Source organism: bacterium (assembly GCA_013360215.1).
GTDB lineage: Bacteria > CLD3 > CLD3 > SB21 > SB21 > JABWCP01.
Window position 1 is genome coordinate 13,122 of sequence record JABWCP010000003.1, and the last position, 23,821, is coordinate 36,942.

Below are 23,821 nucleotides of genomic sequence, written 5' to 3' on the forward strand. Positions count from 1 at the left end.
AACCAAAACGCCATAAAATTCAAATGGAATTGTCCTTTATCCACACAAATCCAACGCTTGATTTTCCATTAAATTCTTGCTACCATCGCAAGGCATATTCGTATGAAAAAACTTTTTTTTGCAGATCGGATAAAGGCCCCAACCTTTTGGGCCCAAAGACGGTACTATATGACCGTCGTGATGTTCTTTTTCATATTGTCAGACTTGGCCGCGCAAACGCCTTATACCTGGATGCGCAGCGCCGATTCGCTGGCCGCGCAGTACAATGCGGCACAAGCCGTTGACGCGTACCGTCACGTCGTTCAAAAAGATTCGGCTAACTGCGAAGCCCGGTGGAAACTGGCGTTGCAGACGATTGCACTGGGCAACGATTTGCCCAAATGCGAAGAGCAGGAAAAACTTTACGCCGAAGCATTTGAATGGGCGCGTGTCGCCGTAAGCTGCGATTCTTCGTCGTTGGCGGCGTGGTTGACCTTGGCCACCGCGGCCGAACGTGCGGCAATGGACGAATTCGGTTCGCGCCATAGCGTCTTATTAGCGGAAATGCGTTTTGCGGCAGAACGTGCGCTGGCTCTGGATTCGCTCTCCGATGAAGCCGAACATCTTCTCGGTTTATGGAATCGTTTTGTCGCCAATGCGTCGTGGTTTTCGCGTACGACGGCCCGCCTTATGGGAACAGCCTACGGCACGGCCGCCATATCGCGCAGTATCGAACACTTTCAACGCGCGATACGTTTGCATCGGGACGAACCGCGGCATTATTTAGAATTGGGACGCACGCTGGTGCTGATCGAGCGATGGAAAGAAGCCGATTCGGCGTTTACCAAAGCAGCTGAACTGCCCTGGCAAGACCGCTATGCGCACCGTCATCGCCGCGATGCACGCCACTATCGCGAACTTCTGCGCGAAGGCCGGTATGCGGAATTGAAAAATAGTATTGAATAACATAACGGATTGATTTGAAGGAGTATCCCCATGACTATTCGCGTGACCAACGCCGAAAACGGCATCAACGAAGAATTTAAAAGCAATAACCTCGACTTTATCCGTCGCAGCTATACGGAATTTGATGATGTACAAAAGATGTCGGAAGAAGATTACAAAAAACTTGCCATTCTGATCGTAAAAAAACGTTATACCGACACACGTTTTGATAATCTGGAATGGATCGTAACTACGGAAAACGATTAATTCATGGCATTGCTCAAACTTGGCGCCAAGGCTCCTGATTTTAGTTTAGAGGATACCCACGGTAATGTGGTAAAGCTTTCAGCTTACCAAGGCCAAATGGTGGTACTCTATTTTTACCCGCAGGATAATACGCCGACCTGTACGATCGAAGCATGCAGTTTTCGTGATGCCCACGCGGCCTTCAAAAAAAACAAAATTGCCGTTTTCGGTATCAGCCCGGATTCGGTAAAAAAGCATCAGAACTTTACTAAAAAACACGAATTGCCGTTCCCGCTTTTGACCGATACGGAGCACCGCGTGATCAAAACATACGGGGTATGGGGACCAAAGAAATTATTTGGTCGCGCGTATCACGGGGTCTTACGCACAACCTATATTATCAACGAAAAAGGAAACATCGCCTTTGTGTTCGATAAAGTTCATGCCGAAACGCATGCGGAGGATGTTTTGAAAGCGATAAAAGCCTTGTGAAAAAAACAATCTACACGGCGACTATTCTTATCTTTTGCTGCGTCGCACCTTTGGCTACCGCGCAAACATCGTGGGAAACGCATCGGTTTGAGCCGTATCGTATCGAATTTAAGACGCCACCGCACTGGCAGATCAGTATCAATACGGACGGGGAAAAGAGTTTTATCGAATGCTACAGCCCGGACAGCGAGATTTATTTTTTTATTACGGTCGCTGAAAACGAAAAAAAATCCGATCCCGATATTGTTCTGCAATACCTCAAAGTCGGCTCGCTCAATTCAGAATTTATCCGCGACGAGGCCCGCAAAATCAATAATATTGATTTCAAATTTTCGATCGGTATCAAAACGGTAAATAATTATTCCACGTATATCCGTATCGGCGTCGGTCAATACAAAGACAAAATCTATATGCTTGAAAGCGGTTTTAGCCGTGTGGACAGCGACGCCTCGGAAGCCTTACTCGATCAAGTCATTTCCAGTTTCAAAGCTATTCGGTAACCTATCATGAAAAAGCAATTGCTTATTCTAGGGACAGGATTCGGTGGATTCAGTCTTATGAAAGGCATTCGTTCGGATCTCTACGATGTCACCGTGGTAAGTACCCGTAATCATTTTTTATTTACGCCGCTGCTGCCGAGCACTACCGTCGGCACGATCGAATTTCGCAGCATCATCGAACCCGTACGGCTTGCACGTAAAGATGTTACTTTTTATCAGGCCGGTGCCACAGCTCTCCATCCCGAAAAGCGCACCGTCATTTGCCGGAATAGCGCCGATGCACAAACCTTTGAACTGCATTACGATACTTTAGTCATCGCGGTCGGAGCCGTAAATAATACGTTTAAAATTCCCGGTGTAGCGGAATACGCTTATTTTCTCAAAGAACTTCGCGATGCCCGGCGCATTCGCCAGCGTATCATTGATAATTTCGAACGCGCATCCACACCCGGTTTGGACGCGGCCGAAATGCAACGTCTGCTGCACATCGTCGTCGTTGGCGGTGGCCCGACCGGGGTCGAATTCGCCGCAGAAATGGCCGATTTTTTGGAAGAAGAATTAGAAAAGGGATTTCCACATCTTGTCGGTATGGCTAAAATCACTCTTATTGAGGCCGGTAAACAAATCCTGAGCGCTTTTGATCATACCGTCTCGGAATATGCCATCAAACTTTTCAATCGTCGCCGTGTTACCATTCTTACAGGCAAGTCAGTCAAAGAAGTGACGGCACAAGAACTCACATTGCACGACGGCACCCAATTTTCGCATGGGTTGGTGGTATGGTCCACCGGCAACGGGCCAACCGATTTCGTGCAAAGTTTATCATGCCCTAAAGATCGTGCCGGACGCATTTTGGTGGATTCTTTTTTTAGGGTCAAAGATAACCCCGATATCTATGCGCTCGGCGATTGCGCTACGACGGAGGAAAAGTCTTTGATCGCGACGGCACAGGTGGCTAATCAAGGCGGAAAATATTTGGCAAACTATCTCAATCAGCTTGCCAGAGGAAAATCGGCGGAATCATTAAAACCGTTTGTTTATAAACATCTGGGCATGCTGGCGTATATCGGCGATAATCGGGCCGTTGCCGATTTTGATGCGACCACCTCGCAAGGTTTTGCAACATGGATTTTCTGGAGATCCGCGTATCTGACCAAACTCGTCAGTTTAAAAAACAAAGCCATGGTGTTGTTTGATTGGGCCAAAGCGTTTCTTTTTGGCCGTGATGTGAGTCGGTTTTGATCGAAAGGCATAGCTACACAGTTAATCGTTCCCAAGCGGAAAATATCTTACGTAATCGAAAAAAAAGTCGTCAGATTATTCATCAGCACCTCTTCACTTGGCATCCGCAAAGCCTGAACCGGCAGTGAACGCATGAAATACGATCCGTAACTTTTAGTTACCACGCGATTATCAAAAACAAGAGCAACGCCGCGATCCGAGCGGCTGCGAATCAATCGGCCGAACCCTTGGCGAAATTTGATCACCGCTTCCGGTACCGAATAATCAAAAAATGATTTTCCGCCTTGCGCGTCAATACGCTCCATCTTGGCCGCCACCAGCGGATCGGACGGAACTTCAAACGGCAACTTGGTAATAACCAAAATTTCCAAAGCACTTCCCGGCACATCCACACCTTCCCAAAAACTATCCGTTCCGAAAAGTACCGACACGCGTTCCCGTCGAAAATGCTCCGTCAGTTGTGTACGCGACGCATCGCGTCCCTGCATGAGAAGCGGAATACCTGCCGCATTCAACGGATCACGCAGTTGATAATAACAACTGTTCATCATCTGATACGACGTAAAAAGCACCAGCATGCCGCGCCGCGTTTCGAGCGTAATGCGCTTCAGGAGTTCGGCACACGCGTCGTTGTACTTCGGTGATTGCGGTTCCGGCAAAAATGTCGGCACCAGAATGCGGCTTTGATTTTTATAGTCAAATGGCGAATCGGCGGTAAATTCCTGCACTTTTTCTGAACGCATCGCATCCAAACCGATACGGCGTTTGTAATAATTAAATTGCCCCGCCACGGACAATGTGGCCGACGAAAATACACAGGTTTTTAATTTTTCTAAAAGTGTGTTTCGTAAAATATCCGCGATATTGAGCGGCACGGCATAAAACCGCATGTCGTAAGAACGCTCCTTGGGTGGCATTTCGTACCAATACACATAATCTTTATTTGCACCTTCCGTCAGAAAATCCACGGTCTTGAGCAGCGCATCCAATTCATCCGTGCGCAGTATAATAAGATCACGCATTTCTTCTGCACCGTCCATCGCATCCGTCGGCCACTGGCGCATCGTTTCGCTCAATACATCCAACGCCTGATGCAGCTTGACTGCTTTTTCATGCATCAGATCCACATCATCGGCAACCCGCAACAGCAAACTGTCTGTCGGGCCGTAACGCACGCGGCGTTCTCCGCGCACGGCTTTATCGCCTTGCATGGCAAATTCTGTTTTGCGCAGCGCCTCGGTGGTCAACCGCTGAAACAGTGCTTGCGCCGCGAGCCAAAACTGTACGCACGCATCCGTCCCCGTCTGTATCTGTGATAAGAATGCCGACTGAAGCGCATCCGACAAACGGCTTTTCTGAAGCTTCTGCCGAAGCTGAATCAATACGCCGGTTTCCGTCTGATCGCGCTCGTATAGCTTGGAAGTCAGACCGCGCACCGCCCACAGCGAAAACTCGGCGCCGAGATAATTCTGCGCCACTTTTTCGACATTATGCGCTTCATCTAGCACAAGGTTATGGTAATCGCCCAATATCGCGTTATCGGAAACAAGATCGGAAAAAAGCAAGGCATGGTTGACGACGACGACATGCGCTTGTTTGGCTTCTTCGCGGATTTTACGAACAAAACAATCTTCGGAACGGCTGCAGCGCTGCGCCTGACAATATGCGCTTTCGGAGGCGAGTTTGTGCCACACGCCGGGATTGGCCTCGGCCTGAAATCCTACGCATTCGCTGATGTCTCCCGTCCGGGTTCTATGAATCCAAAACAAAATCGGTAATAATTTTTCACGCTCCTGCGGCTGTACATGACTACCGGCATCGGCCGTGATGTGCGTCCATTTTTTCATACAGATATAATTGCTCCGACCTTTGAGCAACACGGCGCGGAATCCGAATGGCAGCGTGCGAGCCAGAAGCGGAATGTCTTTGTAAAAAAGTTGATCCTGAAGATTTTTGGTGTGCGTACTGATAACGACTTGTTCACCCAAAGCGTTATTGTACGATGCCCAGTGGATTGCCGGGATCAGATACGCCAGCGATTTGCCGGTACCTGTACCCGCCTCTGCAAGAATATGCTGCGACGCGTTGAATGCGGAATTGATCGCAACCGTGAGGCGCGTTTGTTCGGCGCGCTCTTCGTACGCTTCCATACTACGGCTCAGTCCGCCTTGCGGTGAGAAAAAACGGCGTATGTCGCTGTCGGGAACCGAATGGATCGTATCGGAAAAAAAGCCCCCGTCGGCCACACCGATTACATTGGGTGCTGGTGTCGGCCACTGCACTTCGGGGAAAATGAAATGAATATTTTTACCATCCCGAATATAGTCCGCCAAACCGCGCAGAATGCGTTTCAGCGGGCTTTTACTGTGCTCCAAAAAGCGGTTGGCCTGCGAAACGATACGCGGTTCCATGCGTGCAAGCGATTCGATCAACTGGTAAAAGATCAATATGACGGCTTCGCTCGACGCGGGGTTTTCACCTTCGGGAAAAGTAAAGTACACCGCCAATTCTTCGAGCGTAGCAAATGAGATCACCGGCAAAAGTGTTGAAGCCAACCGCTGCAAATCCCAACATTCATTCATCAGGAAAGGCGAAGCACGATCTTTATTATCATACATCGCGTGGAATGACGCGTGCAAAAAATCTATGTCCGCCGACGAAAATAAAACTAGCGGCACATCCCCGATCGTATCTTGTAAACGGCGTAACACCGCTTCGCGCGTATCATCGGAAGCGCAGGCTTCGTCCAATACGACGGTGATTTTTCCATCGATAAATTGCGCTACGGCGACGTGCGTGATCGCATCTTCCCAGATGTCACCTCCCGTGCGACGAAGCGCGATCCCGTAAAAATGTTGGAGCCGGATGGCGGATAATAATGATTTCAAAAGCGGTATTTTGTTTTATGGTGCGACTGCAAAATCCGATCGGCATTCCGCGCAACAAAAACAATTCCGAATTGACAATGCGCGGTGCTGTAGCTAAATTTATCAAAATTCATGAGAAATGAAACGGCTATGACGGACGAATTTAAAACACAATGTGTAACGCTGGCACGTGAAATCCAAGAAGCCCTGACAACGCTGGAAGTGGCGGCCGATCCGAGTTCAGAAGAACGTGAACGCATCGAGGCGAAAAATGTAGTCGCCAATGTCCTGCGCAGCTATAAAAGCTTGATCGAAAATCTGAGCGGCACGGATAAAACAGAAGCCAGCAAACTGCTGCACAAAAAAATCGAAGATATGGCGTTGAAAGCTAAACATCTTCGCTAGTCGCAGGTTTATCAATACCCTTCGATCTCCCGCTTAAGCCCTTCCTCCGGTGCGAGCAGTTTCGTCGTTAATATGTTTTGCGCTTGCGTTATTTTCAGCGATACATTAGCCGGTCGTTTGGCGCCGCCGGGCATCTGTGCCATTGTTATTTTTTTAATGCTGGGATTTTTAACCTGCATCGCACGCGCCAGTATTTGACCAAACTCATAACGGCTCACCGCCTGCGGGCCGCCTAAGTGCAAAAGCCCTTCAAACGATAAACCCGCCAGTTCCAACAAACAAGCCGCCGCATTGGATGCCGACATCACCGAACGGATTTGATCGGTGAACAATTTCAATTCCGACGACTGACGCAATGCCCTGGTCATTTCTGTGAAAAAATTTTCTTTACCGTTGAGATTGGAACCGTACAGATTGGCTAACCGCACAATTACAAAATGACCGTCTTTCATCACTTCGCGTACGGCCTGTTCCCCTTCGAGCTTGCTGTCTGCATAAAAATTGAGCGGCTGCGGCGTATCGCTTTCCGCGTAATTTCCTTGCACCCCGTCAAACACCAGATCGGTCGACGTATAGATCAGTCGCGCTTTGTTTTGCGCGGCGTACTCCGCAAGGCTTTGCGTAACAGATACATTGACTTGCCAGGCTTCTAATTTATTCTTTTCACAAATATCCGGCGATGCCAATGCCAATGTATGTAGAATATGTGTCGGCGCGATACGCTCGATGATTGCACCTACGGGTTGGCGTGCATCCATCGGGTACCAAAAGACCTTGTGAAAATTGGGACGCTGGGAATAGTTGGTCGCATGGACTTCATCCCACGCGCCGGAGGCGATAGCCTGACGTACCAAATGGCTTCCGAGCGTACCCGTACCGCCGGTGATCAGTAGTTTTTTGGCCATACGAATTTACGTAAACCAAGATTTGAACCAACGCGGGCCGCGGCGACGCGTCAGAAATTGAGGATATTCCGTTTTGAGCCAGTGCTGTGCTTCCGCGTAGTGCACAAAACGTTTTTCTTCCTGCTGAAATGCGCGCGAATGAATGATCTGCCGCCCTTCGTCATACACGACGGGGTGCTTGTGATGCAGCATTTCATGATATACGATCGCCGTGACGACAGCCGGCGGAACGTCCGGGTGATCCAGCACCGGACTCATAATGATCATCTGTGCCGATCGGTCATAGTGCCCAAGGCGTGTTCGTGCTTTTTGCAAACTCCATCCGATCTGCACCTGCGCCATATTCCGATCAAAATACACGGCATCCAGTTGATCTTTAATCTGCGCGAGATCGTACACCCGTCCTTTTGGCGGGGCAAACCGTTTGACTGTAGGCTTAGTTCCAGTTTCCTTTTCCCGGCTCAGACGCCATTCCGCGTCTTTGTAATACTGCAAGATCGTATCCGGACAACGCACGCCAAAAATTTTGGACCACAGCACATGCGCCAATGCTTCAAAAAATTGCGCCGGTTCCGTACGCGCAATGGCGCTGATACGCACGCGAGCCGTATGATCCCGGATTTGCATCGTATGTTTAAACTGTGTGTAGTTATAAAATGACACTTCGATGCGCGTCACCGAAATCCATCGTCGGCTCTGCGACTTGTATGTACGATACACCGATAAAAAGATGGCTTGCACGGACTCGACCGCGTCGTTCGGAACAAGCGTATCCTGCGCTTCCGTACGATTGAGCCGAGGAAGATGATACAGATGAAAGTCTAATTGACGCAGTTTGGTGTCTCCCATATAGCCAACCTAAGAACGGGCATGCAAAAAAGCAAGGCTGAGCTGTAATGGGGTATGTTCGCTTGACAAGTTGATCGATAGATCGCACTTCATACCTCTTCTCGATCAAAAAACCTCACAATAACCCATTCTATTCTCAATCACAGCTTAAACGAACTATTGCCCCAGCATGAGACAGTCCTCCCGTCATGATACATTAACTCAATACTACATCTTTATGTAAAATAACCATAAGACTTTGAAATAAAATGACTTATGCGTACCGAAAAATGCGGCATAACATTTGTTAATAAATAAACCGAGCAAAAAACAATAACTTCTGTACAAGAATTAGATGATGCATACTATGGAAATCATGTCGGAAAACATTCAAGGAGACGAAATGGCGAGCAAGGGCAGAGTCGCTTTACGGGCTTTGGGATTTATGATACTGGCGCTGATCATTGCCTCGATTGCCGTGATATTCAATGCACCTTCGATACTGATGGGTATTACCGGGATTCTTTTTCCAATCGGGCTTTTTATCATGCTGCTTGTCGCGTTTTACCTTTTAATCCTGAGCACCAAAGGCTGAAGCATTACATCGGTTACAATATTGCTAATCGAGTTTTAATTTCTCCCGTTCTTTTTATCTACTGTTTATCCTGATGTTTTTCAGCGAATAGCGCCTACCCCGAATTCCGGATATTTCCTCTTTTGATTTTGCACATTCGTTTCTTTTTTTCTATACTCTTCTTAAAAAATTCCTTCAAAAATGCCTGCATCCTCGAGTAAAACACTTCGACGCCTTGATTATTTTTTCATTCTCCGACCTATTTTATTCATTCCCGGTTGGACTACGACATTAGCAGGATATATGGCGGCTACAGGCCAAGCAAAGCATTGGCCGGTATGGAACGGGTTATGGTATCCGGATATGATGGGACTCTTTATTTCCACGGCCATGCTGATGGGCAGCGGATTTTTGGTCAATCAGCTGCGCGATATCGAAACCGATCGTATTAATAAAAAACTTTTTTTTCTTCACGACGGTTCAGTAAATCCCCGCATACTTATTTTACAAGCCATTTTATTATCCGTCGGTTGTTTAGTGATGGCTTCATTTTGGGGTGAACGCATGCTGGTCGTTCATTTTTTCGGCTGGCTTTTGATTGCGGTTTTATACAATCTCCCGCCGTTTCGCCTCAAAGATCGGGCCGTGACGGGACTTTTAGCGAATGCCGGTATGGGCGTTTTTGCGTTGGCTTACGGATGGGCACTGAGCGATCAATCCTGGCTTTTATTTTTGATAACGGGGTTTCCCTATTTTATTTTCAATGGAGCGCTTTGCGTTCTCACAATGATCCCCGATACGGAAGGCGATGCGGCTACATCCAAAAAAACATTCACCGTGCGATACGGCGTTACGTTTAGTATGTATACGGCATTTATTCTTTTTTGTATAGCAGCTATCACGGCTTTCATTCTGGACCAATACGTGCTGCTCGTCGTTTTGGTATCCGTCATCCCGATGTTTATTTTTATGGTCATTCGTAAAACAAAACCCGATGCAATTCGTGCTTTGAAATTCAGCATATTTTCTTTTACTTCTTTAGTCGCGATGTATTTTCCTTTTTATATTATCCTGTTGATCTTTCTTTTTGTATGTACGCGATGGTATTTCAAAGCGCGGTTTGATTTTGATTATCCCAATTTACAAGGCCGGTAGTTATGCGTTCCTTTTTTTCATACGTGATCGCCATGTGTATAATAATAGCCGCATGCGCGTTGATCCCCGTCGAACGGTTTTTTCATTATATCATGGACACGGGCAGCATCGAACAAACCGTACGTCAGTCCGGTTTGTACGGTAAACTGATACAACAGGCTACACGTAATGTGACGCAGCATCGGCAGTTTAAAAAACTCGAATCTACGGCGCTGGCGTTAAGCACGGAGGAAATACAGCGGTTGATGACTAAAACCTTTGCCGAGGATTGGTTTTACACGTCCCTCCGCACGGCGCATCTTGATCTGATCAACCCGCTTAATGCAGAACCTTCCCAAAATGATCATGTCGGTTATGTCATCATCACCGATAAAAAAGATTTGTTGCTCGAAAATCTGGTACAGATCATCGAAAACAAGATGGATGCTTTGCCGGAATGTTCACCCCGGCAAACCCTTGCTATGGCCGGACAGTATATGCGGAATAACGGCAAAATTACGCTGGATAAAATAAAACTGGACTGTAAACCGCCGCAGTCACTTGCCTCGGAGGTGCGCGCTATCATACGCCAGGAAGTTTCACAAGGACTCACGGCGTTACCGGATACCATCTACTATTTACAGTGGATGGATGAAAAAAATTCGAAAATGCAGCATAAGGACTTTATTGAAGCGGGCACTACGATGCGCAATGTCCGTTTAGGTAGCATCATCCTGCTTTTTGCAGGAATGCTCATACTCGTGGTGATCAATTTTAACAACAAAAAACAACTCCTCGTGCGCACGGCTTTACCTCTGATACTCACAGGGCTTTTATTGGGTGGCGGTGTATGGTTTGGAATCCGATATTTTGAGGACCCGACCCATGCGGATATATTTAAGATAGAGGGGCCTGCGACGATTAATAAACAACCTATGAACACCGACACGGCCAATATCATATTGGGTGTGGTAAAAACATTTTTTCTGGACTACATGCGCAGTATTTTTTACACCTGCTTGGTCATTGGCAGTATCGGCCTGATGATGCTGGTGAGCAGCCGCTATGTGCACGACGAACATACGGAGACCGGCGCCTCATGAAAGGTTTCCTCCATGCCGCACTGACAGCGCTCGAACGTTACAACCGCATCGCTATCGCTACTGTAGTACGTGCCAGCGGCTCTACACCGCGCGCCGCCGGTGCCAAAATGCTCATTTTTCCGGATGGCACGGCACAGTTTACTATAGGCGGCGGACTTTTCGAATCTCTGGTAATCAAAGACGCTTTAGAAGTTTTACAATCCGGCAAACCCATAACCCGCACATATGCGTTCACACTCGACGGTCAGCATGCCATCGGTGCCGTGTGCGGCGGAAGTGTGGAGGTTTTAATCGAAGCGATGCACAATACCCCTCAACTCTGGATTATCGGCGGCGGTCATATCGGGCAAGCTCTGATGCGAGCGGCTGCACCGCTGCATTTCACGATCAATCTTTTTGAAGATCGTGCCGAATACGCACGTACGCCGCATGACTTGCCGCACGTGCGTGCACATCATGTCGCGGCCGACTACCATGATATGCCCGAGCCGGGCGATGACACGTTTGTGTGCATCGTCACCAAAGGTTATATCACGGACGAAGCCGCACTCCGTCGCGTAATTCGCAGCCGCGCTCACTACATCGGTTTTCTCGGCAGCCGACGCAAAATCCACACCGTTTTTGAAAATATGAAGCGCGACGGATTTGAAGACAAATTATTCGAACGTATATACGCCCCGATTGGCGAGTCAATTCATGCCGACGCTCCGGAAGAGATCGCGATCAGTATTCTTGCGCAGATCATTCGTGTAAAAAATCAGGTATTCACCGTTGAATCATGACTGGGATAACATAAAAAACTGGTCGCTCGCCCGCGGCAACTTTCATACGACCGGTTACACCATCATCACACTGGACGCGATCGGTTCGACCAACGAATACCTCAAACAACTCTGGCGTGATGAAAAAGCGCAACACGGATGCCTCGTCATAGCCGATACCCAGACGGCCGGCAAAGGACGCCTGGGACGCACTTGGGAATCACCGCCCGGTTCAGGTTTATGGATGTCCCTGCTTATCAAACCTTCGCTGTCGCCGGATAAACATTTTGCCTATTCTTTTGCAGCGGCTGTCGCTGTCGCTGAAGCCATCGAACAGACTACACGTCTTCGCCCCGAGCTCAAATGGCCCAATGATGTTTTGCTTTGCCAAAAAAAATGCTGCGGCATTTTACTGGAATCGGTTACAACCGGTTCTGAACCATGGATTATCGTCGGCATCGGCATCAATGTGACGCAAGAGAGTTTTCCCGACGCCTTATCGGATACGGCGATCTCGCTTCAGCAGGCTCACGCCGCACCCGTACATCGCCTTCAATTATTACAAAATTTGATTCCCGCACTGCAATCTAATTTCAGTTCAGACAGCCGTGAAATTTTGATCAAATGGCAATCCTACTGCCGTATGTTTGGCGCCATGGTCAGCGTGTTTCAGCAAGATAGTGTGATGGAAGCTAAAGCCGTCGGCTTAGCTCCGGACGGAGGATTGGTCGTAGAAAATGAGGGAAAACGAATAAAAGTATATGCGGCCGATGTCAAAATACGTTTAAAAAACTAACGCCCTACGCGATACCGTTGCACGGCGGATTCTCCCAACAAAAGCCCCAGCACCGCCGACGACATTAATACCAGTACGTTCATAAAAAACAGTTCGGCCAGTTCGTGAGCATGGTGTGCAAACGACGAAACGGCTATGGTATTGAGTATGAGAAATAATGAAGGAATAGACCACTTACGAATGAGATAACACATACGAATGTGTGTATTGTCGCGCCAGATCGAGGGATTGGCCCACCCGTTGCGGGCCGCTAAAACCCGCTCGGATACGATCAGTAAGATAAAAAATTCGATACAGGATAGGATAAAATATTCGCTCATAATGCCTTTATCCGCTGTGATAACTTCAAGAACATTATACATGCGATGTACCTTTCCGGTTAAGTTTTTTTTAACTTTTTAGGCAATCCGATTTAATAGTTTTTTCAATTCAGGTCCGATGCGGTGGCGCACCGATTCATCGTCCAAAGTTACCATGCGCCGGTCTTTCATCAGCACCTTTCCATCCACCACGACCGTACGGACATCCGTACTTTTGGCTGAGTAGACAATTTGCGAATACAGGTTTTCCTCCGGGCGGGAGTGAATTTCATCCAACTGCATGATGATCAGATCGGCGCGTTTGCCGGTTTCAAGGCTTCCGATTTCATCCGACAAACCCAATGTTTTTGCACCGCCCAAAGTGGCCATAGTATACACTTCTTCCGCCGTGATCGAGCGCGGGCCGAGACGCGGTTTCTGCAAAAGTGCAGCCAGTCGCATTTCCTGAAACATATCCAAATTATTATTGCACGGAGCGCCATCCGCACCTAAGGATACCGTCACACCAAGACCCAGCAATTCGGGAACATGGGCTATGCCCGAGCCGAGTTTGAGATTAGACGAAGGGCAATGCATCACTTTGGTGCCGGTATCACGCAGGATATGGCGTTCTGTTTCATTGAGGTGAATGCAATGCGCAAGGCACAGCCGCTCGCCGGTGAGGCGTATATCATGAAAATATTCGACATTGGGCGTGCCGCATTTTTTGATCACTTCGGCCAGTTCGCCGCGGTTTTCAGACGCGTGCGTATGCACCAGCAGGCCGTATTCTTCGGATAAGTCACGCACTTCGCAAAGTAATTCTTCACTGCACGAGAGCACAAAGCGCGGCGCGAAGGCAAACCGTAGGCGCCCGTCCGAGCGCCGATGCCAGTATCGCATGAGATGCAGGCTCTCTTCGACAGACCATGCCCGCGTTTCGATCAACCCTTTGGGCGCACCGGGACAGTCGTCCATCATCGCTTTGCCGCACAACGCACGAATTCCGGAACGGTCCATCGCTTCAAAAATATGATCCGTATGATGCACCGTGCCCATATCCATGATCGTCGTCGTGCCTCCGCGAATCAATTCCGTTAACCCCATTTCTGCCGACAGCCGGATGGAAGCCGGGTTATGCGCCGCTTCGAAAGGCCAGATTTTAAGCTTGAGCCAATCAAGCAGTTCGAGATCATCGGCTAAATTACGGAACAGGGTCTGACAAAGGTGAATATGTGTCTGTACGAAGCCGGGCGCAACGATACAGCCTTGGGCATCAATGACCCGCACGCGGGATCCGGACGGTACGCGAATTTTTCCGATCTTGCGAATGATGGCGCCGTCAATGAGAACATCGGCTTTGACGATGTCCCGGGCGGAATTCATCGTAATCACAGTGCCGTTTTTGATAAGTGTTAATGCCATAATTTTTATTTATGTGCTTGTCGGATTAGCTCTTTTGAATACTCAGAAACGGAGTCTGAGATGACAAGCCGGTTTGTTTTTATGATCGTGTAAGTGCATGGAGCAAAATGCCGCATGATACTGCCGCATTCAACGATTCACCGCGGCCATATTTTTCGATGGCCATCAGCTGAATGGGCGCGGATCGAACTTCATCGGACAATCCGTGCGCCTCGCTTCCGATGATCAACGCCCAGGGCGCGAGCATCTTCGGCGGTATTTTTTCGCCATGCATATCCGCCGCCAAAACGGTGTACTTTTTTTTCAATAACGTTTCGATCGTTGTACGGAGTGAAGCATTTTCCACTATATGCAAACGAAAGATACTACCCATTGTGGCCCGCACGGCTTTAGGGCTGAAAGCCTCCGCGCAGGAAGGACTCAAATACACATGGTCCACGCCAAACCAATCCGCACTGCGCAACATCGTTCCCAGATTACCGGGATCTGCGATCTGATCAAGGATAAGGACATTACCCAAAGATGCTCTGCCATTTTCGTCTATCGCAGCAGGTTTTCTTATCGCGGCGACGATACCTTGGGCATGCTCCGTATCCGAAAGTTTTTTAATATCCAGACTGGAAGCTAACCATGTGCTAGCGCCAAATTTCTTCTTCAGAAATTCCGCAGCCTGCGGATGAGCTTCCAAAAAGGGTGTGTCCACGGCGATCCATTCGGCTTCCCATCCGGAGGATGAAAATTCCTCAAATAACCTGACACCTTCGATGTGAAATAATGCCTTTTGTTTCCGGGTGCGTTTGTCGAGCACTTCGGAATATTCTTTGACTTGCAGTTTGGTTAGACGCGGAAAAGGCATCGTTTAATTTTTAAGAACCGTAAAAAGAAAGGACTCAGACCAAAACGCGGCGCGAACTTTTTTCGTACCACGCACGGATAAAATCAACGACATCCGATGTGGATGTGCCGGGACCGAATATTTTTTGAACTCCTGTTTTCTCCAGTGCGGCGGCATCTTCATCCGGTATGATACCTCCGCCGATAACTAACACATCATCGAGTTCGGCCTCTTTGATTTGTGTCATTATTTTAGGAAAGAGGGTCATGTGCGAACCTGAAAGAATGCTTAACGCAATTACGTCCACGTCTTCCTGCAACGCCGCCTGCACGATCATCTCCGGCGTTTGACGCAGACCGGTATATATGACTTCCATGCCGGCATCCCGCAATGCGCTGGCAATGATTTTGGCACCACGGTCATGACCGTCTAAGCCGGGTTTGGCCACTAAAACTTTGATCGGTTTCATACAAAACTCACTTATGTTTCCAACTTCCGATATATTCTACAAGCGATTTTATCTGTGCTTCATCCAGCGGACCTCCGGCGCTTTTGGCAAAACCGCGCATCATGACATTGGACGGCGATCCTTTGGCGATACGCTCCTGCAGCAGCGACGCATCCGCACGATTGAGAAATTCACCGCCACGCAAAGGCTGCGCTACGGCGCCGCGACCGTCTGCACCGTGACACATCGCACACGACACATCAAATAAATCTTTACCAAACTTTCCAACACCGGGTTCGACATGGCAATTAGCACATTTGCCTTCGAAATACGAACCGTGCATATCGCCTTCGACTTCCGGATGCATGGCGCTGGATTTTTTCATCCCGCCGGTATGAGCGGAACCGTTACCTTCGACTTTGACGACAAGATTGAGCTGGGTGACGGGATTATCGGCGCTATTGGAAAAAACAGTAATCGTTTTGTGAATGTTTCCGACTTTGCCGCGTGAATTGAAGGTTGCTTTGATCTCGCCCTTACCGTTCGGCGGTATGATATCGGAACTGAGTAAAGCCGCCGTACAACCACAGGATGCTTTGACGTTTTGAATTTTGAGTGTGTCATCGCCGGCATTGGAAAAAGAAAAAACACCATCTACGATATCGCCTTCCCGTATTACGCCAAGGTCTAATGTTTCCGATGCAAAAACAATACGTGCTCCCTTTTTACCATCCCGAGGTTTAGTGGATAATTTTGTATTGGATGACAAAAAAAATCCTAAGGCGAACAAAACACCCGTAAAAAAAAGTAATGAAATTTTTTCCCGCATAATTTTAAATCAATTTAAAGTTCCCATGAAGAGATTTTGGTTACCTGTAAAAATACGTATTCACTAAAATACATGCAAGTCTTAATGTTTACAAAAGTTTACGTATATAAAAAAACAAACCCAAGCGTCAAATATTCAGTTAATGACACCACGCTTATAAATAAAAGCTAATTGCCAATTCATAAAACGAATAAAAACTTAACCACTTAACTCAATTCTAAAATGTGGCAAATTCTGAGCCAATACTACATATCATCGTTGCTTTTAGCTCGTGAATGAAATATCTTAATTTGAGCAAAAAGCGAGCCAAAAGAATTCACATTAGTAGTATGTTAAAACATGGCGATAATAACCACAGAAGCGGTGATATTGCGGTCAATGCCGTATCGCGAAACGAGCAAGATCGTCACAGCGCTGACCAAAGATCACGGCAAACTTAGTCTTATCGCACGCGGGGCGCGCGACACCAAAAGCAAATACGGCGGAGCGCTGGAGCTTTTTAATCATATCTCGGTCATTTATTACGAACGCGCCAATCGGGATATGTTTTATATATCCGACGCGTCGGTTATTCGCGGGTTTACTCATATTCAAAAAGATCTCTCCCGCACCTATATCGCGATGGCAATTTTGGAGATGGCTAACCGCGTCGTGCACGGCAACGAAGAGCATCAAGGATTTTTCGAATTGATCCTGCAAACGCTCGCCGGACTGCATGAAGAGCAGCGTCCTAAAAACGGGTTGCTTTTTTTTCTGATGGCGATGGCCGATAATTTGGGATTTACGATGGACTTTGAGAACTGTGATTTTTGCGATAACCGTGTTAAGAATAAAGACATCCTGCGTTTCAATTCCGATCGCGGAAGATTAGTTTGCGGCGAATGTCCGCGTGAATTTCACGTACACGATACGCCGGCATTATCCAAAGAAAGTATCGCCGTGATGGCGCATCTGGCGCGGTGCCGAGGTCGCGGCGTGTATAATCTGACGATCAGCGAACGCAGTACTCAGGAAGTATTTCAGGTATTACTTCAGCACTTGCAACGTCATATTGACGAATTGCGGACGCTTCAAACTTTGGCGTATTTACGATTATGAAATATTGGTTCATTATAACGTACACAACTTTGTTGAGTTGTACAGCGCTGACTGAAAAAGAAGACCTGCCGGCCGGCGAAAAACCGGACCGCCCCGGGCAGGAAGGTTGGAACTCGGTGGCCGTGTTTAGCTCGGGCGGCGTGAAAGACGCAGAATTACATTTTGCACACATGCAGAAATGGGATACCAAACAATTGACGACTTTTCGAAACGGACTGCGCGTGGAGTTTTTTGAAAAAGGCACGCACAGCGCGACACTGACTTCGGACAGCGGCGAAATTCGCTCCAATACCAATAATCTTTTCGCCTATGGCAATGTCGTGATCGTTTCCGACAGCGGCGTATCCATGCAAACCGAAAAAATTTATTGGGATCATCAGAAACAACGCATTTTCGCCGACGGACTCGTCACCATGACGACCGACGAGGATACGTTACGCGGGTACCAGTTCGAATCCAATAAAGATTTGACCAACTGGAAAATGAAAAATGCAAGCGGTCGTTCGGCACGGGATATTGATCTGCGTACAGGTACCGTCAAGCCCAAGACTACACGCCGTAACGATACGGAGCTTGATAAGGAGATGGACGCCATGATCAAGGAGCGTCCGTGAGATCCTTTTGCTACTTCATCATATTCTTATGCTTCTTCGCGGTGGCGCATTCTCTTTGGGCACAGCAAAATGAAGATTACAAGCCGCTCAAACTGGATGAGGCCGACGAAATCGAAAACCAGCGCATTGACGGCAAAGATGTGATGAAGGCACGCGGCGACGTACGTTTTTCGCATGACACATTGACGGCGACGTGCGATCAGGCTGCTTTTTTTCGCGAAATGCAGACGGCGATCCTCATCGGCAACGTGGTGCTCAATGACCGCCACCGTACGATTTACTGCGAAAAAGCGCGTTATTACGCCCGGCAAAAAAGAGCCGTATGCGAAGGCAATGTGATTTTCGTAGATCGCGCAACGACACTGGTGGCCGATTCGCTCGTGTACTTTACCCAAAGCGAACAATTAACGGCGCAAGGTCAGGTTGTGATTTACGACAGCACAGAAGAAATGACCATGTATGGCGAACGCGGATTTTATGATGCTAAACGTAGATATGCGAACGCGACCGGACACCCTTATATGATCCAATTTGACAGTACCCATTATAAAGGTCAAAATATCGCCCGCCTGAGTCGCGGCATATATACCCAGCCGCCGCGTGACAGTGTAACCGGTAAACCCGTGCGTTTTTCGCCGGATGAACAAATCACGGCGCGCGGGCTTTTCGTCGAAGTATATCAGGACAGCCATCTCGTCGATGTGCGCGACAGCGTGGAATTTTTACGTGAAAAACTTCGAACCACATCCGGCAAAGCGCGTTATCACACCAAAAAAGAATTTCTGACGCTGCAGAAAGAACCGATCGCCGATTATGCACTCAACCGTATGGTCGGTGATTCGATGATCGTTCAGTTTCGCAAACGCGCGATCGAAACCATGTATGTCATCGGAAATGCCATAGCCACTTCGTCGGTGGATACGCTGGGCACGATGGTCAATACGCTCCAAGCCAAACAAATCACCATGCATGTCAAAGATAAACACCTGGATGTGATGGAAGCGCAGGGAAATGCGTATAATGTATATTATCTCGAAGGCCGGGAGGGCGCCAATCGCATATCCGGTCCTAACATGAGTTTGTTTTTTGATACCAAAGGAAAATTACGTAATTTTCGCGTGGATGGCGGAGCCGAAGGCACCTATTTTCCCGAAAACCTGAAGAATCGAATCGAAAAACCATGAGCGAAACCGTACAACACGAACAACCCAGTTTACCGGCATTGGCCGATTATATTGATCACCAATCGGATCAGAAAAAAACATTGCGTGCCGAGGGATTGCTCAAACGCTACGGCAGCCGCACCGTCGTCAATGGCGTGAACGTACAGGTCACGCAGGGTGAAATCGTCGGACTTCTCGGTCCTAATGGCGCCGGAAAAACCACTACGTTTTACATGATTACGGGTATGATCAAGCCTAATCACGGCTCGGTCTTTCTTGATGAAAAAAAGATAACCACGATCGCCATGTACCGCCGTGCACAATTAGGCGTCGGCTACCTTGCGCAGGAAGCTTCCATTTTCCGAAAGCTCTCCGTCGAAGATAATATCATGGCCATCCTCGAGACGCTGCCCTTGAAACGGAAAGCCCGTCGCGAGCGGCTTGATCAACTGCTGGAAGACATGCGCATCACGCACATTCGCAAGAGTAAAGGTTATGCACTTTCCGGCGGCGAACGGCGGCGCACCGAAATCGCACGTGCCCTGGTCACCAATCCGCGCTTTCTTCTTCTGGACGAACCTTTTGCCGGCATTGATCCGATCGCCGTTGAGGACATCCAGTCCATCGTGCAAGGGTTAAAATCACGCGGCATCGGTATTCTCATCACGGATCACAACGTGCACGAAACCTTGGCCATCACCGACCGCGCATACCTGCTATTTGACGGACGCGTACTCAAAAGCGGAACGGCACAATTTCTGGCCGACGACCCCGAAGCGCGTAAATTGTATCTCGGCGATAAATTCAAATTGAGGGATTAGATCAGGATTATGGCACAGGGGATGAAACAAATACTCAGCCAGCAAATGAAGCTGTCACCACAACAGGTGATGCTATCCAGCTTGCTGCAGTTACCTATCACCGCGCTGGAACAACGGCTCAAACAGGAGCTAGAACAAAACCCGTTGCTCGAAGAATCGCAGGAACTCGAAGAACTGCAAGACGAGGAAATGGAACTCGAACAGACGCAAGAAAAACCTGAACTGAAACAGGAACAGGAAAAACCCGAAGACGTGGCCAAAGAGGAAGAAGTTGCTATCCAGGCAGAAAAAGACAAAGAGAAAAAAGAGGAAGAAGAAGTCGATTGGGCCAAAATCCTCAACGACGACAGTTCGTTTGAGATACGAATGCCCCGCGGCCAGGGCGAAGACGACGATGATCAGGAATGGATCCAACCGGACAAAATATCGCTCAGCGATCATTTACTCGAACAACTGCGGTGGACTTCGCTGACTGAAGAACAACGCCGTATCGCGGAATATATCATCTGGAATCTGAATGAAGACGGATATTTTGTGATGGATGATCCGCTCACCGGCGAAACACCGATCGCCGATGAAGTGCAGCGCTTTACCGAAGCCGTTGGTGAATTTCGTGACGATACGTTGCTGGCCGATAAACCGGACGAACCCGCGGAAGAATCTGAACGCAAAACGACACATAGAAAAAAAACAACACCTAAAATTGATGCGGTACAATTCGTCGCGGATGAATTTCAAACCACGGCCGAAGCCGTCGAAAAAATATTAAAAACCATCCATACGTTTGATCCGCCGGGCATCGGTGCGCGCCATCTCAAAGAGTGCATTCTGATCCAGCTGTATCGGCGTAAAGAATCGGACGGATTTTATCAAAACGGCACGGATATCACTATACGCATCATGCATGAAGCCTATGAAGATTTTATCAATCGCCGGTACGATAAAGTCGCTAAAATGCTAAATATTCCCATAGACGCCATCAAACACAGCATCAGCGAAGTACTTTCGATCAATCCCAAACCCGGCGAAGGATATATTACGCCGGAACAAAACTATATCACGCCCGATGCCGCCGTCAAAAAAATCGACGGCAAATTTGAAATCATACTCAACGATTACGATGTGCCCCATCTGCGTATCAATAATGCTTACAAACGGATGATGCTGGAGCGCAATAAAACGGGCAAAGAAACCAAAGACTTCATCAAGAATAAACTCGAAGCCGCAAAGTGGCTTATCAATTCGCTCTACCGTCGCCGGGATACGATCTATCGTACGATCGAGTCCATCGTCGAACTGCAGCAGGAGTTTTTTGAAAAAGGCGTCCACCACATCAAGCCGATGAAACTTGAAGATGTGGCCGTACGTATCGGTATGGATATTTCGACGATCAGCCGTGCGACCAACGGTAAATACGTCCAGACCGATTACGGCGTATTCGAATTAAAATATTTCTTCTCCACGGCCATGACCAACAGCGACGGTGAAGACGTCTCCACCAAACAGATCAAAACTTTATTGAAAGAGGTTATTGATCAGGAGGACAAACGCCATCCTTACAGCGATGAAGAATTGGCTAAGGTCCTTACCGAACGCGGTACGCCGATAGCACGGCGCACGATCACCAAGTACCGCGAGCAAATGATGATCCCCTCGGGGCGTCTCCGCAAACAAATCTGAAATGAACCTAACTATTTTCATGAAGGAACGACGGCATGAATTATCGGATCGTTATGTGCGCAGGCCTGCTCCTGGCCGGGCTTGCGAGCGAAGGACGTGCAAGCATGAATAAACCCTCCATCGAATACACCTTGCGCATGCCCGCGCCGCATACGCACTATTTCGAAGTGACGATGACGATGCAAGGCATAAAAAAAGATTACATTGACATTATTATGCCCGTATGGACGCCCGGTTCATACAAAGTGCGTGAGTTTTCAAGGAACGTGGAAAACGTGCGCGCCACGTCGGGTTCGCAATCTCTGCGCGTTGAAAAAATTTCCAAAAACACATGGCGCGTGTTTTCCGGTAAAACGGAAAATGTCGCCGTAAATTATGCCGTATATGCCTACGAACTCAGCGTCCGCACAAGCTTTATGGATGCCTCGCACGGTTATGTCAATGGCGCCAGTGTTTTTATGTATGCCGACGGATACCAAAATCTGACCCATACCGTGACGATAGAACTTTACAAAGAGTGGAAGCATATTTCGACCGGCCTCAAACCGGTATCCGGCAGTACTCACCGATTTGTCGCGGATCATTATGATGTCCTTGTGGATTCCCCCATCGAAATGGGTAACCACAAAATTTTAAATTTTGAATTGCAAGGCGTGCCGCATGAAATTGCCATCTACGGCATCGGTAACTACGATACCGAAGCGATGCTTCGAGACATGCGAAAAATTGCTGAAACAACCGCAGCCATGTTCGGTAAACTGCCTTTCGAACGGTATGTATTCATCATTCACTGCGTACCCGGTTATGGCGGCGGACTGGAGCATGCCAATTCCACGACGCTCGGCATGGATTCGTGGTCTTTTGCCGATGCGGCAGGTTATAATAGCTTTATGTCGCTCACCGCGCATGAATATTTTCATCTTTGGAATGTCAAACGTATCCGCCCGAAAGAACTCGGCCCGTTTGATTATACGTCAGAAAATTACACTAAACTGTTATGGATTGCCGAAGGATTTACCGCATACTATGATGATCTGATCACACGGCGTGCGGGATATTATACGGTAGATCAGTATTTGCGTCGCATCGAAGGTAATATTCAGGAAGTCCAATCCGCACCCGGACGTTTTGTTCGCAGTGTCGAAGAAGCCAGTTGGGATGCATGGATCAAATATTACATGCCGGATGAAAATTCGGTGAATTCGTCCATTTCATATTACACTAAAGGCGCCCTGCTCGGCCTGATGCTGGATATGGAAATCCTGCGTGCCACGCGCGGCGAAAAAAGTTTGGATGATTTGCTGCGTTGGCTTTGGACTGAATACGATCAGAAACTCGGGCGTGGTTTTACACCGGAAGAATTTCAAAAAGCCGCCGAACGTTTGGCCGGAACATCCCTCGACATGTTTTTTCAAAACTACGTTCGCGGTACGGCCGAATTAGATTATAATGCGGCATTACAAACGGTCGGCTTGCGCGTAAAAGAAATCAAATCCGATGCCCCGTATTATGGTTTTGAAACGCGAAATAACGGTGAATTTACGATACGTACCGTTGTTAGAGATGCTCCGGCATGGCATGCAGGACTCAATGTGAACGATGAAGTGCTCGCCGTGGACGGTATTCGTGTAACCGCGCGAACTTTGCAAGCTCGTCTGAATGAAAAGAAGATCGGAACCTCCGTCCGCATATTAATAGCACGGGATACCCAACTTCAGGAAATCGTCATCACGCCCTCCGAAATGCCGGCGCGGTATCGTTTAGAGCGCGTAAGTGAGCCGACGGCACAACAAGAACAAATTTTTAAAAAATGGTTAAACCTTAATTAGGAT

At 48.1% G+C, this 23,821-nt stretch carries 25 protein-coding genes; 17 read left to right on the forward strand and 8 right to left on the reverse strand.

All coding sequences use genetic code 11. The features are described 5' to 3' along the window. Positions 1 to 102 precede the first annotated feature (102 nt). Genes HUU58_02670 through HUU58_02690 form a run of 5 tightly spaced genes read left to right on the forward strand, consistent with a single transcriptional unit; the run spans position 103 to position 3,404 of the window. Positions 103 to 945: a hypothetical protein gene (locus HUU58_02670; GenBank protein ID NUN44558.1), complete on the forward strand. Its 843-nt coding sequence runs from the start codon at positions 103 to 105 to the stop codon at positions 943 to 945. Between the two features lie 30 nt (positions 946 to 975). Further along, complete coding sequence (locus tag HUU58_02675; protein NUN44559.1) at positions 976 to 1,191, forward strand: hypothetical protein; 216 nt, start codon at positions 976 to 978, stop codon at positions 1,189 to 1,191. A 9-nt stretch (positions 1,192 to 1,200) separates the two neighbouring features. After that, complete coding sequence (bcp, locus tag HUU58_02680; protein ID NUN44560.1) at positions 1,201 to 1,662, forward strand: thioredoxin-dependent thiol peroxidase; 462 nt, start codon at positions 1,201 to 1,203, stop codon at positions 1,660 to 1,662. Further along, positions 1,659 to 2,162 (forward strand): hypothetical protein, encoded by a 504-nt coding sequence (locus tag HUU58_02685; GenBank protein NUN44561.1) that lies wholly within the window; start codon positions 1,659 to 1,661, stop codon positions 2,160 to 2,162. The genes bcp and HUU58_02685 overlap by 4 nt, the downstream gene beginning before the upstream one ends. 6 nt (positions 2,163 to 2,168) lie before the next feature. Continuing rightward, positions 2,169 to 3,404, forward strand: a complete 1,236-nt coding sequence (locus HUU58_02690) for an FAD-dependent oxidoreductase (protein ID NUN44562.1) — start codon at positions 2,169 to 2,171, stop codon at positions 3,402 to 3,404. A 47-nt stretch (positions 3,405 to 3,451) separates the two neighbouring features. Here the strand turns inward: HUU58_02690 and HUU58_02695 are convergent, their stop codons facing one another. Further along, entirely contained in the window at positions 3,452 to 6,292 is a 2,841-nt protein-coding gene (locus HUU58_02695) for a hypothetical protein (protein NUN44563.1), read from the reverse strand. A gap of 129 nt (positions 6,293 to 6,421) precedes the next feature. Here HUU58_02695 and HUU58_02700 point away from each other — a divergent pair, with 129 nt between their 5' ends. Further along, positions 6,422 to 6,676, forward strand: coding sequence for a hypothetical protein (locus tag HUU58_02700; protein ID NUN44564.1), 255 nt, complete (start codon positions 6,422 to 6,424; stop codon positions 6,674 to 6,676). Positions 6,677 to 6,687: 11 nt separating this feature from the next. Here HUU58_02700 and HUU58_02705 read toward each other — a convergent pair whose 3' ends face one another. Together HUU58_02705 and HUU58_02710 are read right to left on the reverse strand one after the other, a co-directional pair. Continuing rightward, on the reverse strand, positions 6,688 to 7,581 hold the full coding sequence (locus HUU58_02705) for an SDR family oxidoreductase (GenBank protein ID NUN44565.1): 894 nt from the start codon (positions 7,579 to 7,581) through the stop codon (positions 6,688 to 6,690). Between the two features lie 6 nt (positions 7,582 to 7,587). After that, entirely contained in the window at positions 7,588 to 8,430 is an 843-nt protein-coding gene (locus tag HUU58_02710) for a hypothetical protein (protein NUN44566.1), read from the reverse strand. A gap of 334 nt (positions 8,431 to 8,764) precedes the next feature. On the opposite strand from HUU58_02710, the gene HUU58_02715 reads away from it, so the two are divergent. The 5 genes from HUU58_02715 (at position 8,765) to HUU58_02735 (ending at position 12,777) form a co-directional block, all read left to right on the forward strand. Then, positions 8,765 to 9,004 carry a hypothetical protein gene (locus tag HUU58_02715; GenBank protein ID NUN44567.1) on the forward strand — a complete coding sequence of 80 codons (240 nt, stop codon included), beginning with the start codon at positions 8,765 to 8,767 and terminating at the stop codon, positions 9,002 to 9,004. A gap of 180 nt (positions 9,005 to 9,184) precedes the next feature. Beyond that, positions 9,185 to 10,138, forward strand: a complete 954-nt coding sequence (locus HUU58_02720; protein ID NUN44568.1) for a UbiA family prenyltransferase — start codon at positions 9,185 to 9,187, stop codon at positions 10,136 to 10,138. Positions 10,139 to 10,140: 2 nt separating this feature from the next. Next, a complete protein-coding gene (locus HUU58_02725; protein NUN44569.1) occupies positions 10,141 to 11,220 on the forward strand; it encodes a hypothetical protein in 1,080 nt (359 codons plus the stop codon). Continuing rightward, the gene (locus HUU58_02730) at positions 11,217 to 12,002 is read left to right on the forward strand and encodes an XdhC family protein (GenBank protein ID NUN44570.1); all 786 of its coding nucleotides are present in this window, start codon (positions 11,217 to 11,219) and stop codon (positions 12,000 to 12,002) included. The genes HUU58_02725 and HUU58_02730 overlap by 4 nt, the downstream gene beginning before the upstream one ends. Beyond that, the gene (locus HUU58_02735; protein NUN44571.1) at positions 11,992 to 12,777 is read left to right on the forward strand and encodes a biotin--[acetyl-CoA-carboxylase] ligase; all 786 of its coding nucleotides are present in this window, start codon (positions 11,992 to 11,994) and stop codon (positions 12,775 to 12,777) included. The genes HUU58_02730 and HUU58_02735 overlap by 11 nt, the downstream gene beginning before the upstream one ends. Here HUU58_02735 and HUU58_02740 read toward each other — a convergent pair. The 5 genes from HUU58_02740 to HUU58_02760 all read right to left on the reverse strand — a co-directional run bounded on the left by HUU58_02740 (position 12,774) and on the right by HUU58_02760 (position 16,553). Further along, complete coding sequence (locus HUU58_02740) at positions 12,774 to 13,139, reverse strand: hypothetical protein (protein NUN44572.1); 366 nt, start codon at positions 13,137 to 13,139, stop codon at positions 12,774 to 12,776. The genes HUU58_02735 and HUU58_02740 overlap by 4 nt on opposite strands. Positions 13,140 to 13,175: 36 nt before the next feature. Continuing rightward, on the reverse strand, positions 13,176 to 14,501 hold the full coding sequence (locus HUU58_02745) for a 5'-deoxyadenosine deaminase (protein ID NUN44573.1): 1,326 nt from the start codon (positions 14,499 to 14,501) through the stop codon (positions 13,176 to 13,178). Positions 14,502 to 14,580: 79 nt separating this feature from the next. Continuing rightward, positions 14,581 to 15,357, reverse strand: a complete 777-nt coding sequence (locus tag HUU58_02750; GenBank protein ID NUN44574.1) for an RNA methyltransferase — start codon at positions 15,355 to 15,357, stop codon at positions 14,581 to 14,583. A gap of 34 nt (positions 15,358 to 15,391) precedes the next feature. After that, complete coding sequence (locus HUU58_02755; GenBank protein NUN44575.1) at positions 15,392 to 15,805, reverse strand: cobalamin B12-binding domain-containing protein; 414 nt, start codon at positions 15,803 to 15,805, stop codon at positions 15,392 to 15,394. Positions 15,806 to 15,812: 7 nt separating this feature from the next. Continuing rightward, on the reverse strand, positions 15,813 to 16,553 hold the full coding sequence (locus HUU58_02760) for a DUF1573 domain-containing protein (GenBank protein ID NUN44576.1): 741 nt from the start codon (positions 16,551 to 16,553) through the stop codon (positions 15,813 to 15,815). A 399-nt stretch (positions 16,554 to 16,952) separates the two neighbouring features. Between HUU58_02760 and recO the strand changes: the two genes are divergently transcribed. The 6 genes from recO (at position 16,953) to HUU58_02790 (ending at position 23,818) form a co-directional block, all read left to right on the forward strand. Next, positions 16,953 to 17,711 carry a DNA repair protein RecO gene (gene recO / locus HUU58_02765; protein NUN44577.1) on the forward strand — a complete coding sequence of 253 codons (759 nt, stop codon included), beginning with the start codon at positions 16,953 to 16,955 and terminating at the stop codon, positions 17,709 to 17,711. Continuing rightward, positions 17,708 to 18,325: an LPS export ABC transporter periplasmic protein LptC gene (gene lptC, locus HUU58_02770; GenBank protein ID NUN44578.1), complete on the forward strand. Its 618-nt coding sequence runs from the start codon at positions 17,708 to 17,710 to the stop codon at positions 18,323 to 18,325. Before recO ends, lptC begins: the two co-directional genes overlap by 4 nt. After that, a complete protein-coding gene (locus tag HUU58_02775) occupies positions 18,322 to 19,509 on the forward strand; it encodes a hypothetical protein (GenBank protein ID NUN44579.1) in 1,188 nt (395 codons plus the stop codon). The genes lptC and HUU58_02775 overlap by 4 nt, the downstream gene beginning before the upstream one ends. Then, on the forward strand, positions 19,506 to 20,309 hold the full coding sequence (gene lptB, locus HUU58_02780; protein ID NUN44580.1) for an LPS export ABC transporter ATP-binding protein: 804 nt from the start codon (positions 19,506 to 19,508) through the stop codon (positions 20,307 to 20,309). Before HUU58_02775 ends, lptB begins: the two co-directional genes overlap by 4 nt. A gap of 21 nt (positions 20,310 to 20,330) precedes the next feature. Further along, positions 20,331 to 21,989 carry an RNA polymerase factor sigma-54 gene (gene rpoN / locus HUU58_02785; protein NUN44581.1) on the forward strand — a complete coding sequence of 553 codons (1,659 nt, stop codon included), beginning with the start codon at positions 20,331 to 20,333 and terminating at the stop codon, positions 21,987 to 21,989. Between the two features lie 137 nt (positions 21,990 to 22,126). Next, complete coding sequence (locus HUU58_02790; GenBank protein NUN44582.1) at positions 22,127 to 23,818, forward strand: M61 family metallopeptidase; 1,692 nt, start codon at positions 22,127 to 22,129, stop codon at positions 23,816 to 23,818. The last annotated feature ends 3 nt before the right edge of the window (positions 23,819 to 23,821 follow it).

Excerpts from the sequence above, each read along its gene's own strand:
- HUU58_02670 (NUN44558.1), top strand. The coding sequence starts at position 103 with ATGAAAAAACTTTTTTTTGCAGATCGGATAAAGGCCCCAACCTTTTGG.
- HUU58_02675 (NUN44559.1), top strand. The coding sequence starts at position 976 with ATGACTATTCGCGTGACCAACGCCGAAAACGGCATCAACGAAGAATTT.
- HUU58_02690 (NUN44562.1), top strand. The coding sequence starts at position 2,169 with ATGAAAAAGCAATTGCTTATTCTAGGGACAGGATTCGGTGGATTCAGT.
- HUU58_02700 (NUN44564.1), top strand. The coding sequence starts at position 6,422 with ATGACGGACGAATTTAAAACACAATGTGTAACGCTGGCACGTGAAATC.
- HUU58_02705 (NUN44565.1), bottom strand. The coding sequence starts at position 7,581 with ATGGCCAAAAAACTACTGATCACCGGCGGTACGGGTACGCTCGGAAGC.
- HUU58_02710 (NUN44566.1), bottom strand. The coding sequence starts at position 8,430 with ATGGGAGACACCAAACTGCGTCAATTAGACTTTCATCTGTATCATCTT.
- HUU58_02715 (NUN44567.1), top strand. The coding sequence starts at position 8,765 with ATGATGCATACTATGGAAATCATGTCGGAAAACATTCAAGGAGACGAA.
- HUU58_02720 (NUN44568.1), top strand. The coding sequence starts at position 9,185 with ATGCCTGCATCCTCGAGTAAAACACTTCGACGCCTTGATTATTTTTTC.
- HUU58_02725 (NUN44569.1), top strand. The coding sequence starts at position 10,141 with ATGCGTTCCTTTTTTTCATACGTGATCGCCATGTGTATAATAATAGCC.
- HUU58_02730 (NUN44570.1), top strand. The coding sequence starts at position 11,217 with ATGAAAGGTTTCCTCCATGCCGCACTGACAGCGCTCGAACGTTACAAC.
- HUU58_02740 (NUN44572.1), bottom strand. The coding sequence starts at position 13,139 with ATGTATAATGTTCTTGAAGTTATCACAGCGGATAAAGGCATTATGAGC.
- HUU58_02745 (NUN44573.1), bottom strand. The coding sequence starts at position 14,501 with ATGGCATTAACACTTATCAAAAACGGCACTGTGATTACGATGAATTCC.
- HUU58_02750 (NUN44574.1), bottom strand. The coding sequence starts at position 15,357 with ATGCCTTTTCCGCGTCTAACCAAACTGCAAGTCAAAGAATATTCCGAA.
- HUU58_02755 (NUN44575.1), bottom strand. The coding sequence starts at position 15,805 with ATGAAACCGATCAAAGTTTTAGTGGCCAAACCCGGCTTAGACGGTCAT.
- recO (NUN44577.1), top strand. The coding sequence starts at position 16,953 with ATGGCGATAATAACCACAGAAGCGGTGATATTGCGGTCAATGCCGTAT.
- lptC (NUN44578.1), top strand. The coding sequence starts at position 17,708 with ATGAAATATTGGTTCATTATAACGTACACAACTTTGTTGAGTTGTACA.
- lptB (NUN44580.1), top strand. The coding sequence starts at position 19,506 with ATGAGCGAAACCGTACAACACGAACAACCCAGTTTACCGGCATTGGCC.
- rpoN (NUN44581.1), top strand. The coding sequence starts at position 20,331 with ATGAAACAAATACTCAGCCAGCAAATGAAGCTGTCACCACAACAGGTG.
- HUU58_02790 (NUN44582.1), top strand. The coding sequence starts at position 22,127 with ATGCCCGCGCCGCATACGCACTATTTCGAAGTGACGATGACGATGCAA.